The sequence below is a fragment of the Enterobacter sp. BWH52 genome (assembly GCF_001037565.1).
GTDB lineage: Bacteria > Pseudomonadota > Gammaproteobacteria > Enterobacterales > Enterobacteriaceae > Enterobacter > Enterobacter hormaechei_C.
Map to the genome: position 1 here is coordinate 149,706 of NZ_KQ089854.1, position 15,989 is coordinate 165,694.

The window sequence follows — 15,989 nt, forward strand, 5'->3', positions numbered from 1 at the left end:
GACTCATTGGTCGCCTTAAAATCAATTTTCTAACGCCGCTTTCTGCGTCGCTACAATAGATTCGATTCCCCCTCGGGCCAACGCCAGCAAGGTGAGCAGTTCTTCGTGGGTGAATGGCTCGCCTTCTGCCGTACCCTGCACTTCAATGATGCGACCATCTTCGGTCATCACCACGTTCATGTCGGTTTCTGCGGCAGAATCTTCAACGTATTCCAGATCGCAAAGCGCTTCGCCGTTAACGATACCAACGGAGACAGCAGCAACCATCCCTTTCATTGGGTTGGTTTTCAGCTTACCGGCGGCAACCAGCTTGTTCAGGGCGTCTGCCAGCGCCACACAGGCACCGGTAATAGAGGCCGTACGCGTGCCACCATCGGCCTGGATCACGTCGCAGTCCAGCGTGATGGTGAACTCACCCAACGTTTTCAGGTCAACCGCGGCGCGGAGCGCACGCGCGATCAGGCGCTGAATCTCCATAGTACGGCCGCCCTGCTTACCTTTTGCCGCTTCACGGGCATTACGGGTATGGGTTGCGCGCGGCAACATACCGTATTCGGCGGTGATCCACCCCTGGCCCTGACCTTTCAGGAAGCGAGGCACGCCCTCTTCAATGGACGCGGTGCAAAGCACCTTGGTGTCACCAAACTCAACCAGCACGGAGCCTTCAGCGTGTTTTGTATAGTTACGGGTCAGGGTGACGGGACGCACCTGGTTGGCGCTACGACCTGCTGGACGCATGATGGATTCTCCGGCTTGAAACGAATGTGGCTGCGCATTATACGGATAAAGGACGCTTATTCCTATCCTGAGAAGCCCCTGAAAGCTATAATCCCCCCATCTCTCCTTTAAAAACGGGAATGTCTATGATCCGCAGTATGACCGCCTACGCCCGGCGTGAAATCAAGGGTAGCTGGGGTAGCGCTACCTGGGAAATGCGCTCGGTAAACCAGCGCTATCTGGAAACGTATTTCCGTATGCCGGAACAGTTCCGCAGCCTGGAGCCTGTGGTGCGTGAGCGTATCCGTACGCGTCTGACCCGCGGGAAAGTGGAATGTAACCTGCGTTTTGAGCCTGATGCCAGTGCACAGGGCGAACTGATCCTGAACGAAAAGTTGGCAAAACAGCTGGTTAATGCGGCGAACTGGGTCAAAATGCAAAGCGATGAAGGCGAGATCAACCCGGTTGATATTCTGCGCTGGCCTGGCGTGATGGCCGCCGGAGAGCAGGATCTGGACGCGATTACCGCTGAGATCCTGGCTGCACTCGACGGCACGCTGGACGACTTTATCGTTGCCCGCGAAACCGAAGGCCAGGCGCTGAAAGCGATGATTGAGCAACGCCTTGAGGGCGTGAGCGCCGAAGTCGCTAAAGTGCGCGCTCATATGCCAGAAGTGCTGCAATGGCAGCGTGAGCGTCTTGTCGCCAAACTGGAAGAGGCGGAAGTCCAGCTGGAAAACAACCGTCTGGAACAAGAGCTGGTGCTGATGGCGCAGCGTGTGGACGTGGCTGAAGAGCTGGATCGTCTGGAAGCGCACGTTAAAGAGACCTACAACATTCTGAAGAAGAAAGAAGCGGTAGGCCGCCGTCTCGACTTTATGATGCAGGAGTTCAATCGCGAGTCGAACACGCTGGCGTCTAAGTCTATCAATGCAGAGGTAACCAATTCAGCGATTGAACTGAAGGTCCTGATTGAGCAGATGCGCGAGCAGATCCAGAATATCGAGTAATTCCTTTCAGGGTGGTATTGCCTCGCATACCACCCATTACTTTTTCTAATCCTTTCTTAGCCCTACTTCCTTTCTATCCCGCCTTATATCAAGCCTGCCTGGCATGCGTTGATAATTTTCTGTAGGGCACCCCCCCTCACCTTAGAAAATCTCAATCGTGATCTTCCGCACAAATCGCTAATCTCCTTCTCTTCATTCCGGAGGGTTTATGCTGCTTCACATTCTTTATCTTATTGGCATTACCGCAGAAGCCATGACCGGCGCGCTCGCTGCCGGACGTCGCCGTATGGACACCTTCGGCGTGATTATCATTGCCACAGCCACCGCGCTCGGCGGCGGGTCCGTACGCGATATCCTGCTTGGCCATTATCCGCTCGGCTGGGTAAAAAACCCTGAGTACGTCATTATCGTGGCAACGGCAGCCGTGCTAACCACGATTGTGGCCCCGGTGATGCCTCATCTGCGCCGCGTGTTCCTGGTGCTGGATGCGCTTGGGCTGATTGTTTTTTCCATCATTGGCGCACAAATCGCTCTCGATATGGGTGAAGGCCCGGTTATCGCCACCATTGCTGCCGTGATCACGGGCGTGTTTGGCGGGGTGCTGCGGGATATGTTCTGCAAACGTATCCCGCTGGTTTTCCAGAAGGAACTGTATGCCGGCATCTCCTTTGCTGCGGCAGTGCTTTACGTCGCCTTGCAGCACTATGTCACCAGCCACGATGTGGTGGTTATCTCCACCCTGCTGTTTGGTTTCACCGCGCGTATGCTGGCATTGCGCCTGAAGCTGGGCCTGCCCGTTTTTCATTACAAACACAATGCGCATTAATGTCAGAACGGGCAGGCGCCGGATAATCAGTTACTCGAATAGTTGTAACCGTAGTGATGGTAGCCGTAGCCGTAAGCGTTGCTTGCCCGCTTAACGACGCCGTTGAGAATCACTCCTTTGGTATTGACGCCACTCTGCTCCAGACGCTGTACACAGACCAGCATCTCCTTCACGCTGTTCATCCCGAAGCGGGCGACCAGCAGCGTGGTGCCTGCGCGACGGCCGACAACCGCCGCGTCGGTGACCGCCAGGATCGGTGGCGTATCGATAATCACCAGATCGTAGCGTTCATTCGCCCAGTCCAGCAGCTGCTGGAAACGCGTATGCATCAGAAGCTCCGCCGGATTAGGAGGGATCTGCCCGCGCACGATGGTATCGAACCCGCCTTTATCGAAGGTCTGAACGCCCTGGGTATACTCCGCCTTACCGGACAACATCTCCGACAAGCCGCAGGTATTGTCGAGCTTAAACAGATCATGGGCATACCCGCGACGCATATCCGCATCAATATAGAGCACTTTCTGGCCCGCCTGCGCCACGACGGCCGCCAGGGTACTGCTGACAAAGGTTTTACCGCTGTCAGGCGTGGCGCCAGAGATCATCAGTATATTGTTCGCTGACTCCATCATCGCGAAATGCAGGCTGGTGCGCAGGCCGCGAATCGCCTCCACGGAGAGATCGACCGGATTATCCGCCGCCAGGAAGGGGATATGTTTGGTCTTATGGCGCAGCCCTGGGGACATAAAGTCTTTTTTACGCAAACGCATCTTTTTAGCCAGCCATTCTGACAGCGGTACGGTGGCATAGACGTTAATCCCGTGCTCCTCCAGCTGCTCCGGCGTTTCAATGCCCATACGCAGCATACTGCGCGCCAGGATCCAGCCCGCAGAGACGAACAGACCCAGGAGAACCCCCAGAACGACGACCAGCGCTTTTTTCGGCTTGACTGGCTGCGGCCGGGTCACGGCCGGATCGATAATGCGGACGTTACCAATTGCGCTCGACCGGGCGATGCTCAGCTCCTGTTCGCGGTTAAGCAGCTGCTGGTAGATAACGCGTCCCGACTCCACATCACGGCTCAGGCGCAAGACCTCCTGCTGGGTTGACGGCATGGACGATACCCGTTTATTCAGGCGGTTTTTTTCCTGCTCCAGCGTCTGGCGTTTCTCAATCAGCGCCCGGTAGGTGGGGTGATCTTTTTTGTAGAGCTGCGAAATTTCCGCTTCCCGGAAGGTCAGTTCATTGAGCTGATTGTCCGCATTTACAATCTGCTCCAGCACCGCTTTTGCCTCCAGGTTCAGGTCAACGGAGTCGTTTTGCTGGCGATAGCGGTTGAGCTTCTCCTCGGCCTGGTCCAGCTCGCTGCGTACCTGCGGAAGCTGCTGCTTCAAAAATTGCAGGCTTTTCGCATCCTGCGCCGCCTGGCGAGCCACGTTCTGTTGTAAATAGTTGTCGGCGATGCAGTTAAGCACGCGAGCCATCTCATCGGGATCTTCTCCCGTGATGGTCAGGCCAAGCATCCCGCTGTCCTTGCTGCGCTCGCTCACGGAAAAACGCAGCTGTAGCGCGTCAATGGCCTCCAGCTCACTCTGCTGTGTAATCGTAAATTGCGTACCCGGCTTCGCCTGGATATCGGCAATGGTAATGGCGATATTCGCCGCGCTCAGGGGTTGTCCCACAACGCCCTGTAACGTCACATTATCGCCTTCCAGCTGATAGTGGCCCTTCTCGCCGACGGTCAGCGTCAGCTTTTGCGCCCGGCCCGCGACAGGGGGAAGATTGAGCATACGGATATCGACGATGCCAGGCTGTTGGCCGGTGAGCCGCGCCCAGCCGCGTCCGACAAGGGGAAAATAGTTTTCACTTACCTGCGTGCGCAGGTTCAGGTCATCAATCGTTTTACCGAGGATCATGCGCGACTGGAGAAGCTGAAGCTCCGGTGCCGACTCCGGCGAGGAGTCAGGGATGAACTCGCTAAGGTTACTGAGTAGCGCGTTGCCCTGCTTCTGTTCCACCTGTATCAGCGCATCGGCCTGATAAACCGGTGTGGCAAAGAGCGCATAAAGCAGGGCCACCAGCGTGAACAGCGCGGTAAGGATGAGAATGAATTTTCGGTGGTCGAGCAGCTCACCCAACAGGCGCACAAGATCGATCTCGTTATTCGCGGCAGACGCATCATGGGCGTGAAGGTTATTTGTTGACATAAAACGTAACTATCCCGTGTGATTAACTGAGCCGTTTCGCCCATTCCAGACTGGCCTGCTCCAGCAGCCCATAAACATATTCAAATGCGTCCCGGTTTTTACGGTAGGGGTCCGGGATCTCTTTTCTGCCCGTCCAGTGACCAAAGAGCATCATTTTGCCGCGCGCCTCCGGTGCGATAGCCGTGACCTGCTCGATATGTTCCAGCTCCATCGCCAGAATCAGATCGTAGTCGCGCACCATGGCGGGGGTGAGCCTGCGCGCCACGTGGCCCTCAAGCAGGGTGCCGCGTTCGGCGGCGATCTCTGTCGCCTGTGAATCGGCGGTGCGCCCTTCCAGGCCACACGTTCCCGCTGAATCGACCCGGGCAGCGGGAAGCAGCCGGCGCAGCAGCCGTTCCCCAATGGGAGAGCGGCAGATATTGCCGGTACAGATCACCAGGATGGCGTTAAACGTTAGTTTGGCCATGTTCTGATATTTCTCCCTGTTTCAGTCAGGTCATGTACGCCGGTAATGGTCGGCACAAGCTGAGAGATCACGCGGTTCCAGCGCACCAGCGGCGCGGTGGTGACATAGACGATGTCGTAAGGCTCAAGCTGAAATTCGGTGCTCAACACCATCGCGGTGGCATCCCGGGCGTTAAGCTGGTAGACGTTGGCGATTTTGCCGTTCTGCTTGCCCTGCAACGGACGAATCACAAAGATTCCGGTGGCGTCGGCCAAATCCTGATTCACGCCCTGTGCATTACCCAGCGCTTCCGCCAGCGTCATGCCGCTACGGTCCATCTTCAGGGTGCTCTGTTTACCCACCTCGCCCATGACAAACACTTTCAGGTCGTCATTACGGGGAATGAAGAGAATATCGCCCGGATAGAGGAGTTTGTTCTGGGTGAGATCGCCGCGCTGCATCAGCGCGTAGAGCGAAATGTGCGTGTCCTGGCCGTTGTGGGTCAGCACCACATGGCGCCAGTCCGCCTCAGATGTCAGGCCGCCAGCCGCATTGATCGCATCCATTATCGTCAGCGGAATGTTGGTGATGGGCTGCTGGCCCGACTTAGCCACTTCGCCCGTCACGTAGGCTTTTTGCGAGCGGAATGCCGCGACGCTGACATCCACCTGCGGGCTCTCAATCACCGAGTCCAGCCGGGCGGCGATCTCATCGCGCACCTGGGCCAGCGTTTTGCCGACGACGCGGATTTTGCCGATATAGGGGTAGAAGATCGTGCCATCGGCATTCACCCAGTTGCCCGTATCGCTGGCGCTGCGGTACTGACCTGCGGGGGTGGTCAGCTCCGGGTGGTCCCAGACGGTAACCATCAGCACGTCGCCGACGCCGATGCAATATTGGTAGTTCTGAAGCTGGCGATCCAGTTCAGGATTCGCGCGGGAGTCGACTTTGCCAGGCAGCAACTGCTCCACCAGCCCCGGCGTGAGGGGATAGACGTTGACCATCTTATTCAGATCGTAATTGCTGTCAGGCAGATCGATAATATCTTTGCCCTGGGTGCTAAGTCCCTGGCCCGGTACGATAGTACAACCGCTTAACGCCATCATAGCCAACGCCAGCACGGAAAATTTAACGTTTTTCATTCAGGAAAATCATCTGGTTAAGTAATGCCTTTTTCATCCGGTACTACTGCCCTACCGGGGTTTCGCGTTCTGACGTCATGTCATAGAGCTGATATTTACGGCCTAACATCTGGCCGCCATCACGCGTGAGAGGCGTCCACGAGACTACCGCCCGGTTGCGATTTGGGCCGATCGTCATCAGATCAAGCGGGATCGAGATGTAGAAGCCTTTGCTAAAGCCACCTTCGCCATAATCCTCTTTCGAGACGTTGGTCAGCGCCGCCCAGACGCCTACCGTCACGCCGCTGTCGAATCGTTTCGCGACGTCGAGGGTGGCGCCTTTATCCTTCGCCAGGTACTGCCCGACGCTCAGCTTCATTAGCACACTTTTGAGCTTCGCCAGGTTCCAGTAGGCGGTGATAAATCCGGTTGGCACGCTGTAGTCGGTGAAGCGCATCATGTCGTCCCAGTCGCGCTGCTTGACGTAATTCGCATCCACCCCCAGCGCCCAGCCGCTATCCAGCGGGCGCCAGAGCGCCTCTGCTCCCACGCCGCCGTACATGGTTTCGAGGTAGCCGCCATAAATCTGGGCATAGAAGCCGTTCCCCAGCGCATCGACATAGTTGGCTTGTAAGTTGTTGATGTAGACGTCATTGCTGACATAATCGCGAATATGGGTTCTGACGCGCGGCAGGCTGGAGTCAGCGGGAAGTAGCGAGGATTTGAACTTGTCGTAGTTGTTATAGAGGTTGGCGAACACGCCGCCGTCGAGCAGCAGACGATCGGTCAGCCAGTAGCTGGCGCTGGCCATCACCCCCACCTGGAACATATAGAAATCTTCCGGACCGCCCAGCGACTGCGCCAGCGTCGGTTTAACGCTGTAGCTGAAGCGATCGGCGCGAATACGGTAGCCACGCCCGAATGCTGTGGTATCCACAGGCTCGACGCGCTGCTGCCTGAGCGCCTCCTCCTGGCCGAGCGGCTGCCCCGCCAACTGTTTGCGCAGGCTGGCGACATCGGTTTGCGTCGTGACGAGCGGCAGATGATCACGCTGCTGGGTGATAGCGATCGTGTCGACCCCGTCGGGCAGGTTATTGATCAGAATACGGTTGGCACGATCCACCGCTTCGCGCGGATCGCGATAGCGATACTGTTCGCCGGTCATGTATAAGGTATTGCCGTGCTGAAGGATCTCCGGCGCATCGAAGCCTGCGTTGTACTTAAGCGCGGTGAGCTGGTTCGCCGCAGAGGTATAGTCCAGCGTCTCGCCTGCCGGTGCCGGTTGCCAGGCCGGTTTCGGGTTATCACGCAACGCGGGGCGCAGGTCGTTAAAGTTGGTCCGCAGGGTGAAGCCAAACATCAGCGTATTGCCGCGCTCGTAGCTGAGGTTGAGATCGGCCCAGTCGGCAACGCGATAGACCGCCCCCACGTTAATATGGCTCGACTGCTTAATGGAGCCGGCAAAATCATCGGCATAATTGTTGCCGTCATACTCAAGCTTCAGGCGCAGGGGCTGCCAGGGCGTCTGATACTGGAGGCCGCCAAACAGAGACGCCGGACCACGAAACATATCGCTAAAGCTGATATCTCCGGCATCATGCGACTCGCCGCGGGTGCAATACTTATTGTTGTCATGGCAAAGCGGGTTACCCACGTTGTCGCTATTACCGGGATATCCCCAGGCTATTCCAAAGGTAAAATCGACCGGTCCGGCCATTTTACTGGCAACCAGATATTCACCATCGAACAGGCCGGTGCCTGCAATATCACGCTTGCCGAGCGCCACCTGCGGCAGGCTATAGTCCTCTTCCCACAGACGAACTTTAAAGTCGAACGACTTATCCTTGTAGCTTTGATCGCCGCTGAAATCCTCGTCGCTGCTGTATTTACGGGTGCGGACGTCGGTATAGCGAATTGTCCCTTCCAGCCACGGGAAGAGCACGACCGAAGAGGAGTAAAAACGGTACTGGTTGTTATCGCGGTAGTTGACGCTGAATTCCCCTTCCCGGCCAAAGCGCGCGTCGGGCATTTGCATCAGGCCGGTGCCGCCAAAATCGGACTGTGACGGTCCGGTCGGATCGGGCCAGGTACGCAGCTCCGCGTGGCAGGCAGAAGAGATCGCCAGAGCAAGGCCGCTCAGTAAAAAAAGTTTGTTCATCAGTCAGGTATCCGCCGCGTCAGGAGCGCAACGATTTGCTCATTCAGACCGGTAAAATCGTCCGGTACCGCCCGGGGATCAAACCCCACCCACAGAACAGCGCCCGGCTCTGCTTCAATATGGCGTGCGTTCCAGTACGCCACCGGCGCAACAACCGTACTGCCGTCAGGATCGATAACGGTTACGTTATTCCTGTCGGCGCCGGCCAGCCGCAACTGCCCCTGTAAGTAGTCCCGGATGCTTGCGCCCGGTCGCCAAGCCCGTTTCCCCGGCGTGACGACCGCCCCCATCAGCGTGACGGTACGGGGCGCAGGAGAGAGCCACAGATCGTAACGGCCCTCAAGGGAGCGATCGCCGCGGGCGTCGGTACGCACGGCATCTGGGTCGAGGCTGACAAACTGCCGCCCGACGATCCGCAGGGAGCGGATCTGTGCAGCGACAGCGCGAATGGTCGCGATCCGCTCGTCATCGGCGCGATTCTGCCAGGTTGAAAGCGACGCCAGCACCTGCTGTTGCGTCTGTTGCGCGCGCAGCGTGGCGGAAGGGGTTGCGATGACAGCCCCCTGCCACCAGACGTTGTTCAGCTGCGGCTGGGTGACCAGCCGGGAGAGCGTATCAGCCGGTTCAGCAGACCACGTTTTGCCCGGCTGATGCACGGTAACGACACTTGCGCATAAGGCGGACAGGCTGAAGAGAGATAGCCCTACGCCAGGTAACCATTTTCTGAGTCTGTTCATGGGGCGGGCTTCAACATCGTCATGGCGACAGGGAATACGCCCGCGCCGAGCATCTGTTCGCTCTGGCGTACCTGGCCGGTAGCGGAATCAATCCAGAAGGTGTTATGCCAGCGACGATCGAGGCCGTCGGCCTGCACCGCCTCCTGCCAGACCTGACAACGTAGCGTGTTTCCGGCAAGGGTCAGGTTTTCCGTCCCGCTCAGGGAGAAGCGCGAGGTCAGGTGTGCGGAGCGATACCGCCCCTCTTCCTGCCAGCGCACATCACGCGACCACTGGCTGCCGTCGCGGAGCTGCGGCGTGTGGCGCAGCGGATCGTGCTCAAGATTGGTTACCTCAAGCAGGTTATAAGGAAGCTTGAGCGTGTGGATAAGGCGACCGTTATGCGTGACGATCATCGCATTATCCTGCGATAACCATTTACTGTTTCCCTGTTCGATGTATCCGAGAACCACCAGGATCCTCGGGCCATTATCCAGTCGCAGGTACATGGTTGAGTATGGGAGCGCCTGAATCTGCCCGTCCGTTACCGTCACATCCTGGCGCCCGTCCAGACTGGCGTTAAAGGTCTCAATAATGCTCTGCTGGCTCGGCGTACACCCCTGGATCAGCAGAGTCATGATGAGCAGAATAAACAGTCTCACCAGAAATCCTTGATTAAATAACATTGAAATCAATCAAATACCCGGCTTTAATATCGACGCCGGGTCAAGTCGTTGCGCTGTTCAGCGCAAGGTTATATCGCCTTGCGCACCAGCCTTAGCGGGTAACTGTCGTCGTGGAAGTACCATTGCTTGAGTCATCGCCACTGTCGCTTGCCGCGACAACGGCTAACGTCGCTACGCCGGCAATCGCAGCGGTGGTGACAACAGCGGTTGTCCCAATCGCCCCTGCCGCCAGTCCCCCCGTAGTGCCAGCGGTAGTTCCCACCGTTGCTCCGGTTGTTGTTCCGGTTGTTGCTGCGCTGGTGCTACCTGCTTCGGTGGTAGCGCCTATAGCAGGCAAGGCAGTCGCCAGCGTGAGTGCCGTCAGCACTGTACAAAGCGTCCTTTTCATTTTTGGTCCTCATTCAAATGAAGGAAAATATGAGCACCTGGAAACCAGGTCCCGGTTAACGGGCATAAAGCCCGGGGCTGAATTCCGGCCCGACAGGGACGGAAAATCATCCATGTAAAAGCCCTGGGCTCTGAACACCAGCGCATATAAACCGCCAGGATATATTTCGGTACCCTTAATTGCTTCAATTGGAGTTCAGATAGTTAACTCCCTCACGGGGTGCAAAAAGAAAGGAAAACGCAGAAGTGATGCAAAATGCACCCCAGCGGTAACTACCTTAAAAATTTTGGATAAGATAATTCTTATAATAATTTGACGCAATGATTTCCGGCAGAATAAATATGACCAATTGTTAACCAGAAAAAACTCAATATATTATTAATTAAACATTTAACCAACTGAAATTAAAAGCAAAACCACGTCAAGCACACAGACTACATCACCTATAACGCCTTCATTACCGGCTAGTGTTCTCGATTAATAATGATTGAGATCAATTAAACCAACCTCTCGAGAAAAATAAAAACACAAGCAGAGTAAACCCTGAAATCAGGATCGGGAATAATATTTCCTCAAAATATATTTATCATGAATAATTCATTTATATTCATAATTACTGCGTATATAAACCGCGTCTCATAAATACGCTATTTCACGGCAGCGAAAATGTTTTCCTCCCTCGCCAGTCTGTTCAGGAGCGCATGCAGATTAAAATCCACCGATGTGCTCTGCGGCCAGCCACTTTGCCAGGGCATCAATCTGAGGCTGATGCAGCCAGTTTACGATCTGGCGGGCTTTCTCCTGCCCGACACCCGGTAGCAGCCGCCACTCCGCTTCGCTTCGCTGAATCAGCGCCTGCCAGGTGCGATCCCCTGCCGCCTTGAGCGTCGACCGGGCCAGCGGTATTCCCATCGCGGTGATCCAGCGGATAAAAGGGCGCTCCCGCGCCAGGTTAAACTGATGCCACAGCGCAGCGCCATGCGATGCCGATATCCCCGGCGTCGCGGTGAGCTGCGCCTGCGTGAGCTGTAGCCAGGAGAAGAGGTGCTCAAACCGATGCGCCTGATAGAGGGTCCGCCATCCTGATTCGCCCATACCTTCGATATCTAACGCCTGCCTGGAACTTAGCCACGTCAGCCGGGCAAAAAATTGCTCCATGCACTCCGGGGAGGCATAGAAACAGGTTAAGCCGTTATAGCGCGATGAGGGCGGCTGTGGTTTACGGCGATCCACATTGCGCCACACCACGTTATCCAGCCGGGGAATACCTTGTCCCGCCAGGCTTACCAGCACCTGATCGCCGGGGGCAATATCCAGCCTCTGCCAGCGGTTAACTGACCCTAAGCTGACGCGCTGTACGCGTTTATCGTCGAGCATCAGCGGCTCAAGCTGCGCAATCGCGGTGATCCGCCCGGTACGGCCAACGGTAAAGTGAATCGCTTTGACTTCCGTCACCTGGGCCACAGGAAGGTATTTCCATGCGACGACCCAACTTCCTTCCCCCGGCAGCCACTCCTCGCCCGGCGGCTCTGCCGAGGCGCGGACCACGATGCCATCCGTGGCGAAGGGCAACGAAGCCTTAAACCAGGCCGTCCGCTGCGCTTCCACGTCAGCCGCGTTTTTAACCGGCAGGGTATAGCGCGCCGTCAGGGTAAAACCAGCCTCCGCCAGCGCGGAAAGGCGTGCTTTCATCACTTTTGGGCCGTTCGGCCAGGCCCAGATAAAAATGCCTGTCTGCTTCAGCGCTGCGCGATCGGTCGCGCGCATCATCGCCCCCGCTACCTTCGCACGCGCGTTCATCCCCCCCATCCGTTGCTGGATATGCCCCTCGCGCAGCAGAAAAAGTTCCCCCTGCAACACGCTGTTGGCAAGCGGCCCGACCAGCGTTTGCGGAATAGCGGAGATCATTCGCGCCTGTGCCGTCCACTCTTCCCCCTGTAAGCCGTCGCCCCGGCTGATCGCCTGCGCCAGCTTGCCGTTTTTGTAGACCAGGGTGACCGCAACACCATCCACCTTTGGCTGTACCCAGAGATCCTGCTGCGTCGCCATCCAGCGGCTAAGCGCCTGCTTGCTTTCTACTTTATGCACGCCGGTATGGGCGAAGGGATGCTTCACCGTCCCGCTGGCGGCAGGGCGATCGTCGTGCAGCGGCTCATCGTGAAAACAGCGCTGCCACTGTTTTAAGCGGCCGTTAAGCCTGTCGTAAACGTCGTCGCTCACCTCGCTGCTGCCCTGCTTCCAGTAATCTTCATTCCAGCGGGTCAGCTGCGCCTTCAGGGCCGCGATCTCCTGCCCGGCTTTAGCCGGTGACCAGACCGGGCAGATAGCCATCGCCCCGCTGCTTAAGAAGATCATCAGTATGCTTATCCATTTCACCATTATTACCCCTCCCTGTTTTGCGAAGGGTATACCCTGCCCGGGAGCCGCAGACCAGCTGCAAAAATGCATTTTACGAGCGCGCTTCAGCGCATTGTTTTTGTTGCAGCAAAAGGAAGGTAAAAGCTGAAAACGGCACGCAAAATTTAATCATCCGGGGGAAAAAGTGTGACAAAGGCTACGTCACACAGCGGCGACGTGTATAATAAGCCCGTATGTAGGACTTCTTCGTTAACACATACAAAAGACTCTCATGGCTCAAGGCACGCTTTATATTGTTTCTGCCCCTAGTGGCGCGGGTAAATCCAGCCTTATTCAGGCACTGTTAAAAACCCAACCGTTGTACGATACACAGGTTTCTGTTTCTCACACCACGCGAGCACCGCGTCCGGGTGAAGTGCACGGTGAACACTATTTCTTTGTGAATCACGACGAATTCAGAGCGATGATTGGCAGAGACGCGTTTCTTGAACACGCAGAAGTATTCGGTAACTACTACGGTACTTCGCGTGAAACCATTGAGCAGGTTCTGGCGACCGGCGTGAACGTGTTCCTGGATATCGACTGGCAGGGCGCGCAGCAAATTCGTAAGAAAATGCCGGATTCGCGCAGTATCTTTATTTTACCGCCATCGAAAGATGAACTGGATCGCCGCCTGCGTGGTCGCGGCCAGGACAGCGAAGAAGTTATCGCGAAGCGTATGGCGCAGGCTGTTGCAGAAATGAGCCATTACGCGGAATATGATTACCTTATTGTGAATGATGATTTTGATGCCGCGCTGAGCGATCTCAAAACTATCCTTCGCGCAGAACGCCTGCGTATGAGCCGCCAGAAGCAGCGACATGACGCATTAATCACCAAACTGTTGGCAGACTGAACCCACTTTCAGTATCATGCCCAGTCATTTCTTCACCTGTGGAGCATTTTAAGTATGGCACGCGTAACTGTTCAGGACGCTGTAGAGAAAATTGGTAACCGTTTTGACCTGGTGCTGGTCGCCGCGCGTCGCGCTCGTCAGATGCAGGTAGGCGGTAAAGATCCGCTGGTACCGGAAGAAAACGATAAAACCACCGTTATTGCACTTCGCGAAATCGAAGAAGGTCTGATTAACAACCAGATCCTCGACGTGCGTGAGCGCCAGGAGCAGCAAGAGCAGGAAGCCGCTGAATTACAAGCTGTTACCGCTATTGCTGAAGGTCGTCGTTAATTAAACCTGCGGGTCGCCCTTGTATCTGTTTGAAAGCCTGAATCAACTGATTCAAACCTACCTGCCTGAAGACCAGATTAAGCGTCTTCAGCAGGCGTATCTCGTTGCACGTGACGCTCACGAGGGCCAGACACGTTCAAGCGGTGAACCCTATATCACGCACCCGGTAGCGGTGGCCTGTATTCTGGCCGAGATGAAACTCGACTACGAAACGCTGATGGCCGCCCTGCTGCATGACGTGATTGAAGATACCCCTGCCACCTACCAGGACATGGAACAGCTGTTTGGCAAAAGCGTTGCCGAGCTGGTGGAAGGGGTCTCTAAGCTTGATAAGCTGAAATTCCGCGATAAGAAAGAGGCGCAGGCCGAAAACTTCCGCAAGATGATCATGGCGATGGTGCAGGATATCCGCGTCATTCTAATCAAACTCGCTGACCGCACCCACAATATGCGCACGCTGGGCTCACTTCGCCCGGATAAACGTCGCCGCATCGCCCGTGAAACCCTCGAAATCTACAGTCCGCTGGCGCACCGTTTAGGTATTCATCACATTAAAACCGAGCTGGAAGAGCTGGGTTTTGAGGCGTTGTACCCGAACCGCTATCGCGTGATTAAAGAGGTGGTGAAAGCCGCTCGCGGTAACCGTAAAGAGATGATTCAAAAGATCCTCTCTGAAATCGAAGGGCGTTTGCAGGAAGCGGGCATTCCGTGCCGCGTGAGCGGTCGCGAAAAGCATTTGTACTCTATCTACTGCAAAATGGTGCTCAAAGAGCAGCGTTTTCACTCGATCATGGATATCTACGCATTCCGCGTGATCGTCCACGACTCGGACACCTGCTACCGCGTGCTGGGGCAGATGCATAGCCTGTACAAGCCACGCCCGGGGCGCGTCAAAGATTACATCGCCATTCCAAAAGCGAACGGATACCAGTCTTTGCACACCTCGATGATTGGCCCGCACGGCGTTCCGGTTGAGGTGCAAATTCGTACCGAAGACATGGATCAGATGGCGGAAATGGGTGTCGCGGCACACTGGGCCTATAAAGAGCACGGTGGTGAAAGCAGCACCACCGCGCAAATCCGCGCCCAGCGCTGGATGCAGAGCCTGCTGGAGCTGCAACAGAGCGCAGGTAGCTCGTTTGAATTTATCGAGAGCGTTAAATCCGATCTCTTCCCGGATGAGATTTACGTTTTCACGCCGGAAGGGCGCATTGTCGAACTGCCTGCGGGCGCGACACCGGTCGACTTCGCTTACGCCGTGCATACCGATATCGGCCATGCCTGCGTAGGTGCCCGCGTCGACAGGCAGCCTTATCCGCTGTCGCAGCCGCTCTTCAGCGGACAGACGGTGGAGATCATTACCGCGCCGGGGGCACGTCCTAACGCCGCCTGGCTGAACTTTGTCGTGAGCTCAAAAGCGCGCGCAAAAATCCGCCAGCTGCTGAAAAACCTTAAGCGCGACGACTCCGTTAGCCTGGGGCGTCGTCTGCTCAATCACGCGCTGGGTGGCAGCCGCAAACTGGCAGAGATCCCGCCAGAAAACATTCAGCATGAGCTGGAGCGTATGAAGCTCGCCTCGCTGGATGACCTGCTGGCAGAGATTGGTCTCGGCAACGCCATGAGCGTGGTCGTGGCGAAGAACCTGCAACAAGGTGAAACGACAGCCGTTCCTGCCACCACGCAAAATCATGGTCACCTGCCGATCAAAGGCGCTGACGGTGTGCTCATCACCTTCGCCAAATGCTGCCGTCCTATCCCGGGCGACCCGATTATTGCGCACGTCAGCCCGGGTAAAGGGCTGGTGATCCACCACGAATCCTGCCGTAACATCCGTGGCTATCAGAAAGAGCCTGAGAAGTTCATGGCGGTCGAGTGGGATAAAGAGACGGCGCAGGAATTTATCACTGAAATCAAGGTGGATATGTTCAACCACCAGGGTGCACTGGCGAACCTGACGGCAGCGATTAACACGGCCTCGTCCAACATTCAAAGCCTGAATACGGAAGAAAAAGATGGCCGCGTTTACAGCGCCTTTATTCGCCTGACCGCCCGTGACCGCGTGCATCTGGCCAATATTATGCGCAAGATCCGCGTGATGCCGGATGTCATTAAAGTCACCCGTAACCGAAACTAGC

The 15,989-nt window shown here is 56.2% G+C and carries 14 protein-coding genes; 5 read left to right on the forward strand and 9 right to left on the reverse strand.

All coding sequences use genetic code 11. The features are described from left to right. Nucleotides 1-21 precede the first annotated feature (21 nt). Entirely contained in the window at nucleotides 22-738 is a 717-nt protein-coding gene (rph, locus tag SK47_RS00755; RefSeq protein ID WP_015570044.1) for a ribonuclease PH, read from the reverse strand. A 125-nt stretch (nucleotides 739-863) separates the two neighbouring features. On the opposite strand from rph, the gene SK47_RS00760 reads away from it, so the two are divergent. Both SK47_RS00760 and SK47_RS00765 read left to right on the forward strand, forming a co-directional pair. Next, nucleotides 864-1,727, forward strand: coding sequence for a YicC/YloC family endoribonuclease (locus SK47_RS00760; RefSeq protein WP_003860907.1), 864 nt, complete (start codon nucleotides 864-866; stop codon nucleotides 1,725-1,727). Nucleotides 1,728-1,935: 208 nt separating this feature from the next. Continuing rightward, a complete protein-coding gene (locus SK47_RS00765; protein ID WP_015570045.1) occupies nucleotides 1,936-2,553 on the forward strand; it encodes a trimeric intracellular cation channel family protein in 618 nt (205 codons plus the stop codon). 26 nt (nucleotides 2,554-2,579) lie between these two features. On the opposite strand, the gene etk is transcribed toward SK47_RS00765, so the two are convergent. From etk to ligB, 8 genes are all read right to left on the reverse strand, one after another. Next, nucleotides 2,580-4,757: a tyrosine-protein kinase gene (gene etk, locus SK47_RS00770; RefSeq protein WP_045332964.1), complete on the reverse strand. Its 2,178-nt coding sequence runs from the start codon at nucleotides 4,755-4,757 to the stop codon at nucleotides 2,580-2,582. 22 nt (nucleotides 4,758-4,779) lie between these two features. After that, nucleotides 4,780-5,223 carry an arsenate reductase/protein-tyrosine-phosphatase family protein gene (locus SK47_RS00775; protein ID WP_015570047.1) on the reverse strand — a complete coding sequence of 148 codons (444 nt, stop codon included), beginning with the start codon at nucleotides 5,221-5,223 and terminating at the stop codon, nucleotides 4,780-4,782. Continuing rightward, entirely contained in the window at nucleotides 5,211-6,344 is a 1,134-nt protein-coding gene (locus SK47_RS00780) for a polysaccharide export protein (protein WP_048243332.1), read from the reverse strand. Before SK47_RS00780 ends, SK47_RS00775 begins: the two co-directional genes overlap by 13 nt. A gap of 43 nt (nucleotides 6,345-6,387) precedes the next feature. Continuing rightward, nucleotides 6,388-8,481 carry a YjbH domain-containing protein gene (locus tag SK47_RS00785; protein WP_075262076.1) on the reverse strand — a complete coding sequence of 698 codons (2,094 nt, stop codon included), beginning with the start codon at nucleotides 8,479-8,481 and terminating at the stop codon, nucleotides 6,388-6,390. After that, nucleotides 8,481-9,218: a capsule biosynthesis GfcC family protein gene (locus SK47_RS00790; protein ID WP_047653570.1), complete on the reverse strand. Its 738-nt coding sequence runs from the start codon at nucleotides 9,216-9,218 to the stop codon at nucleotides 8,481-8,483. Before SK47_RS00790 ends, SK47_RS00785 begins: the two co-directional genes overlap by 1 nt. Continuing rightward, entirely contained in the window at nucleotides 9,215-9,859 is a 645-nt protein-coding gene (locus SK47_RS00795; protein ID WP_022650141.1) for a YjbF family lipoprotein, read from the reverse strand. Before SK47_RS00795 ends, SK47_RS00790 begins: the two co-directional genes overlap by 4 nt. A 115-nt stretch (nucleotides 9,860-9,974) precedes the next feature. After that, entirely contained in the window at nucleotides 9,975-10,271 is a 297-nt protein-coding gene (locus SK47_RS00800; RefSeq protein WP_022650140.1) for a hypothetical protein, read from the reverse strand. A gap of 708 nt (nucleotides 10,272-10,979) precedes the next feature. Then, nucleotides 10,980-12,650, reverse strand: coding sequence for an NAD-dependent DNA ligase LigB (ligB, locus tag SK47_RS00805; RefSeq protein WP_048243334.1), 1,671 nt, complete (start codon nucleotides 12,648-12,650; stop codon nucleotides 10,980-10,982). A 250-nt stretch (nucleotides 12,651-12,900) separates the two neighbouring features. Here ligB and gmk point away from each other — a divergent pair, with 250 nt between their 5' ends. From gmk to spoT, 3 genes are read left to right on the forward strand one after another with little or no spacing between them, the layout of a single operon-like run. Continuing rightward, on the forward strand, nucleotides 12,901-13,524 hold the full coding sequence (gene gmk / locus SK47_RS00810) for a guanylate kinase (RefSeq protein WP_006177710.1): 624 nt from the start codon (nucleotides 12,901-12,903) through the stop codon (nucleotides 13,522-13,524). 54 nt (nucleotides 13,525-13,578) lie between these two features. Then, nucleotides 13,579-13,854: a DNA-directed RNA polymerase subunit omega gene (rpoZ, locus tag SK47_RS00815; RefSeq protein ID WP_000135058.1), complete on the forward strand. Its 276-nt coding sequence runs from the start codon at nucleotides 13,579-13,581 to the stop codon at nucleotides 13,852-13,854. A gap of 19 nt (nucleotides 13,855-13,873) precedes the next feature. After that, the gene (gene spoT, locus SK47_RS00820) at nucleotides 13,874-15,988 is read left to right on the forward strand and encodes a bifunctional GTP diphosphokinase/guanosine-3',5'-bis pyrophosphate 3'-pyrophosphohydrolase (protein WP_003860921.1); all 2,115 of its coding nucleotides are present in this window, start codon (nucleotides 13,874-13,876) and stop codon (nucleotides 15,986-15,988) included. Nucleotide 15,989 lies beyond the last annotated feature (1 nt).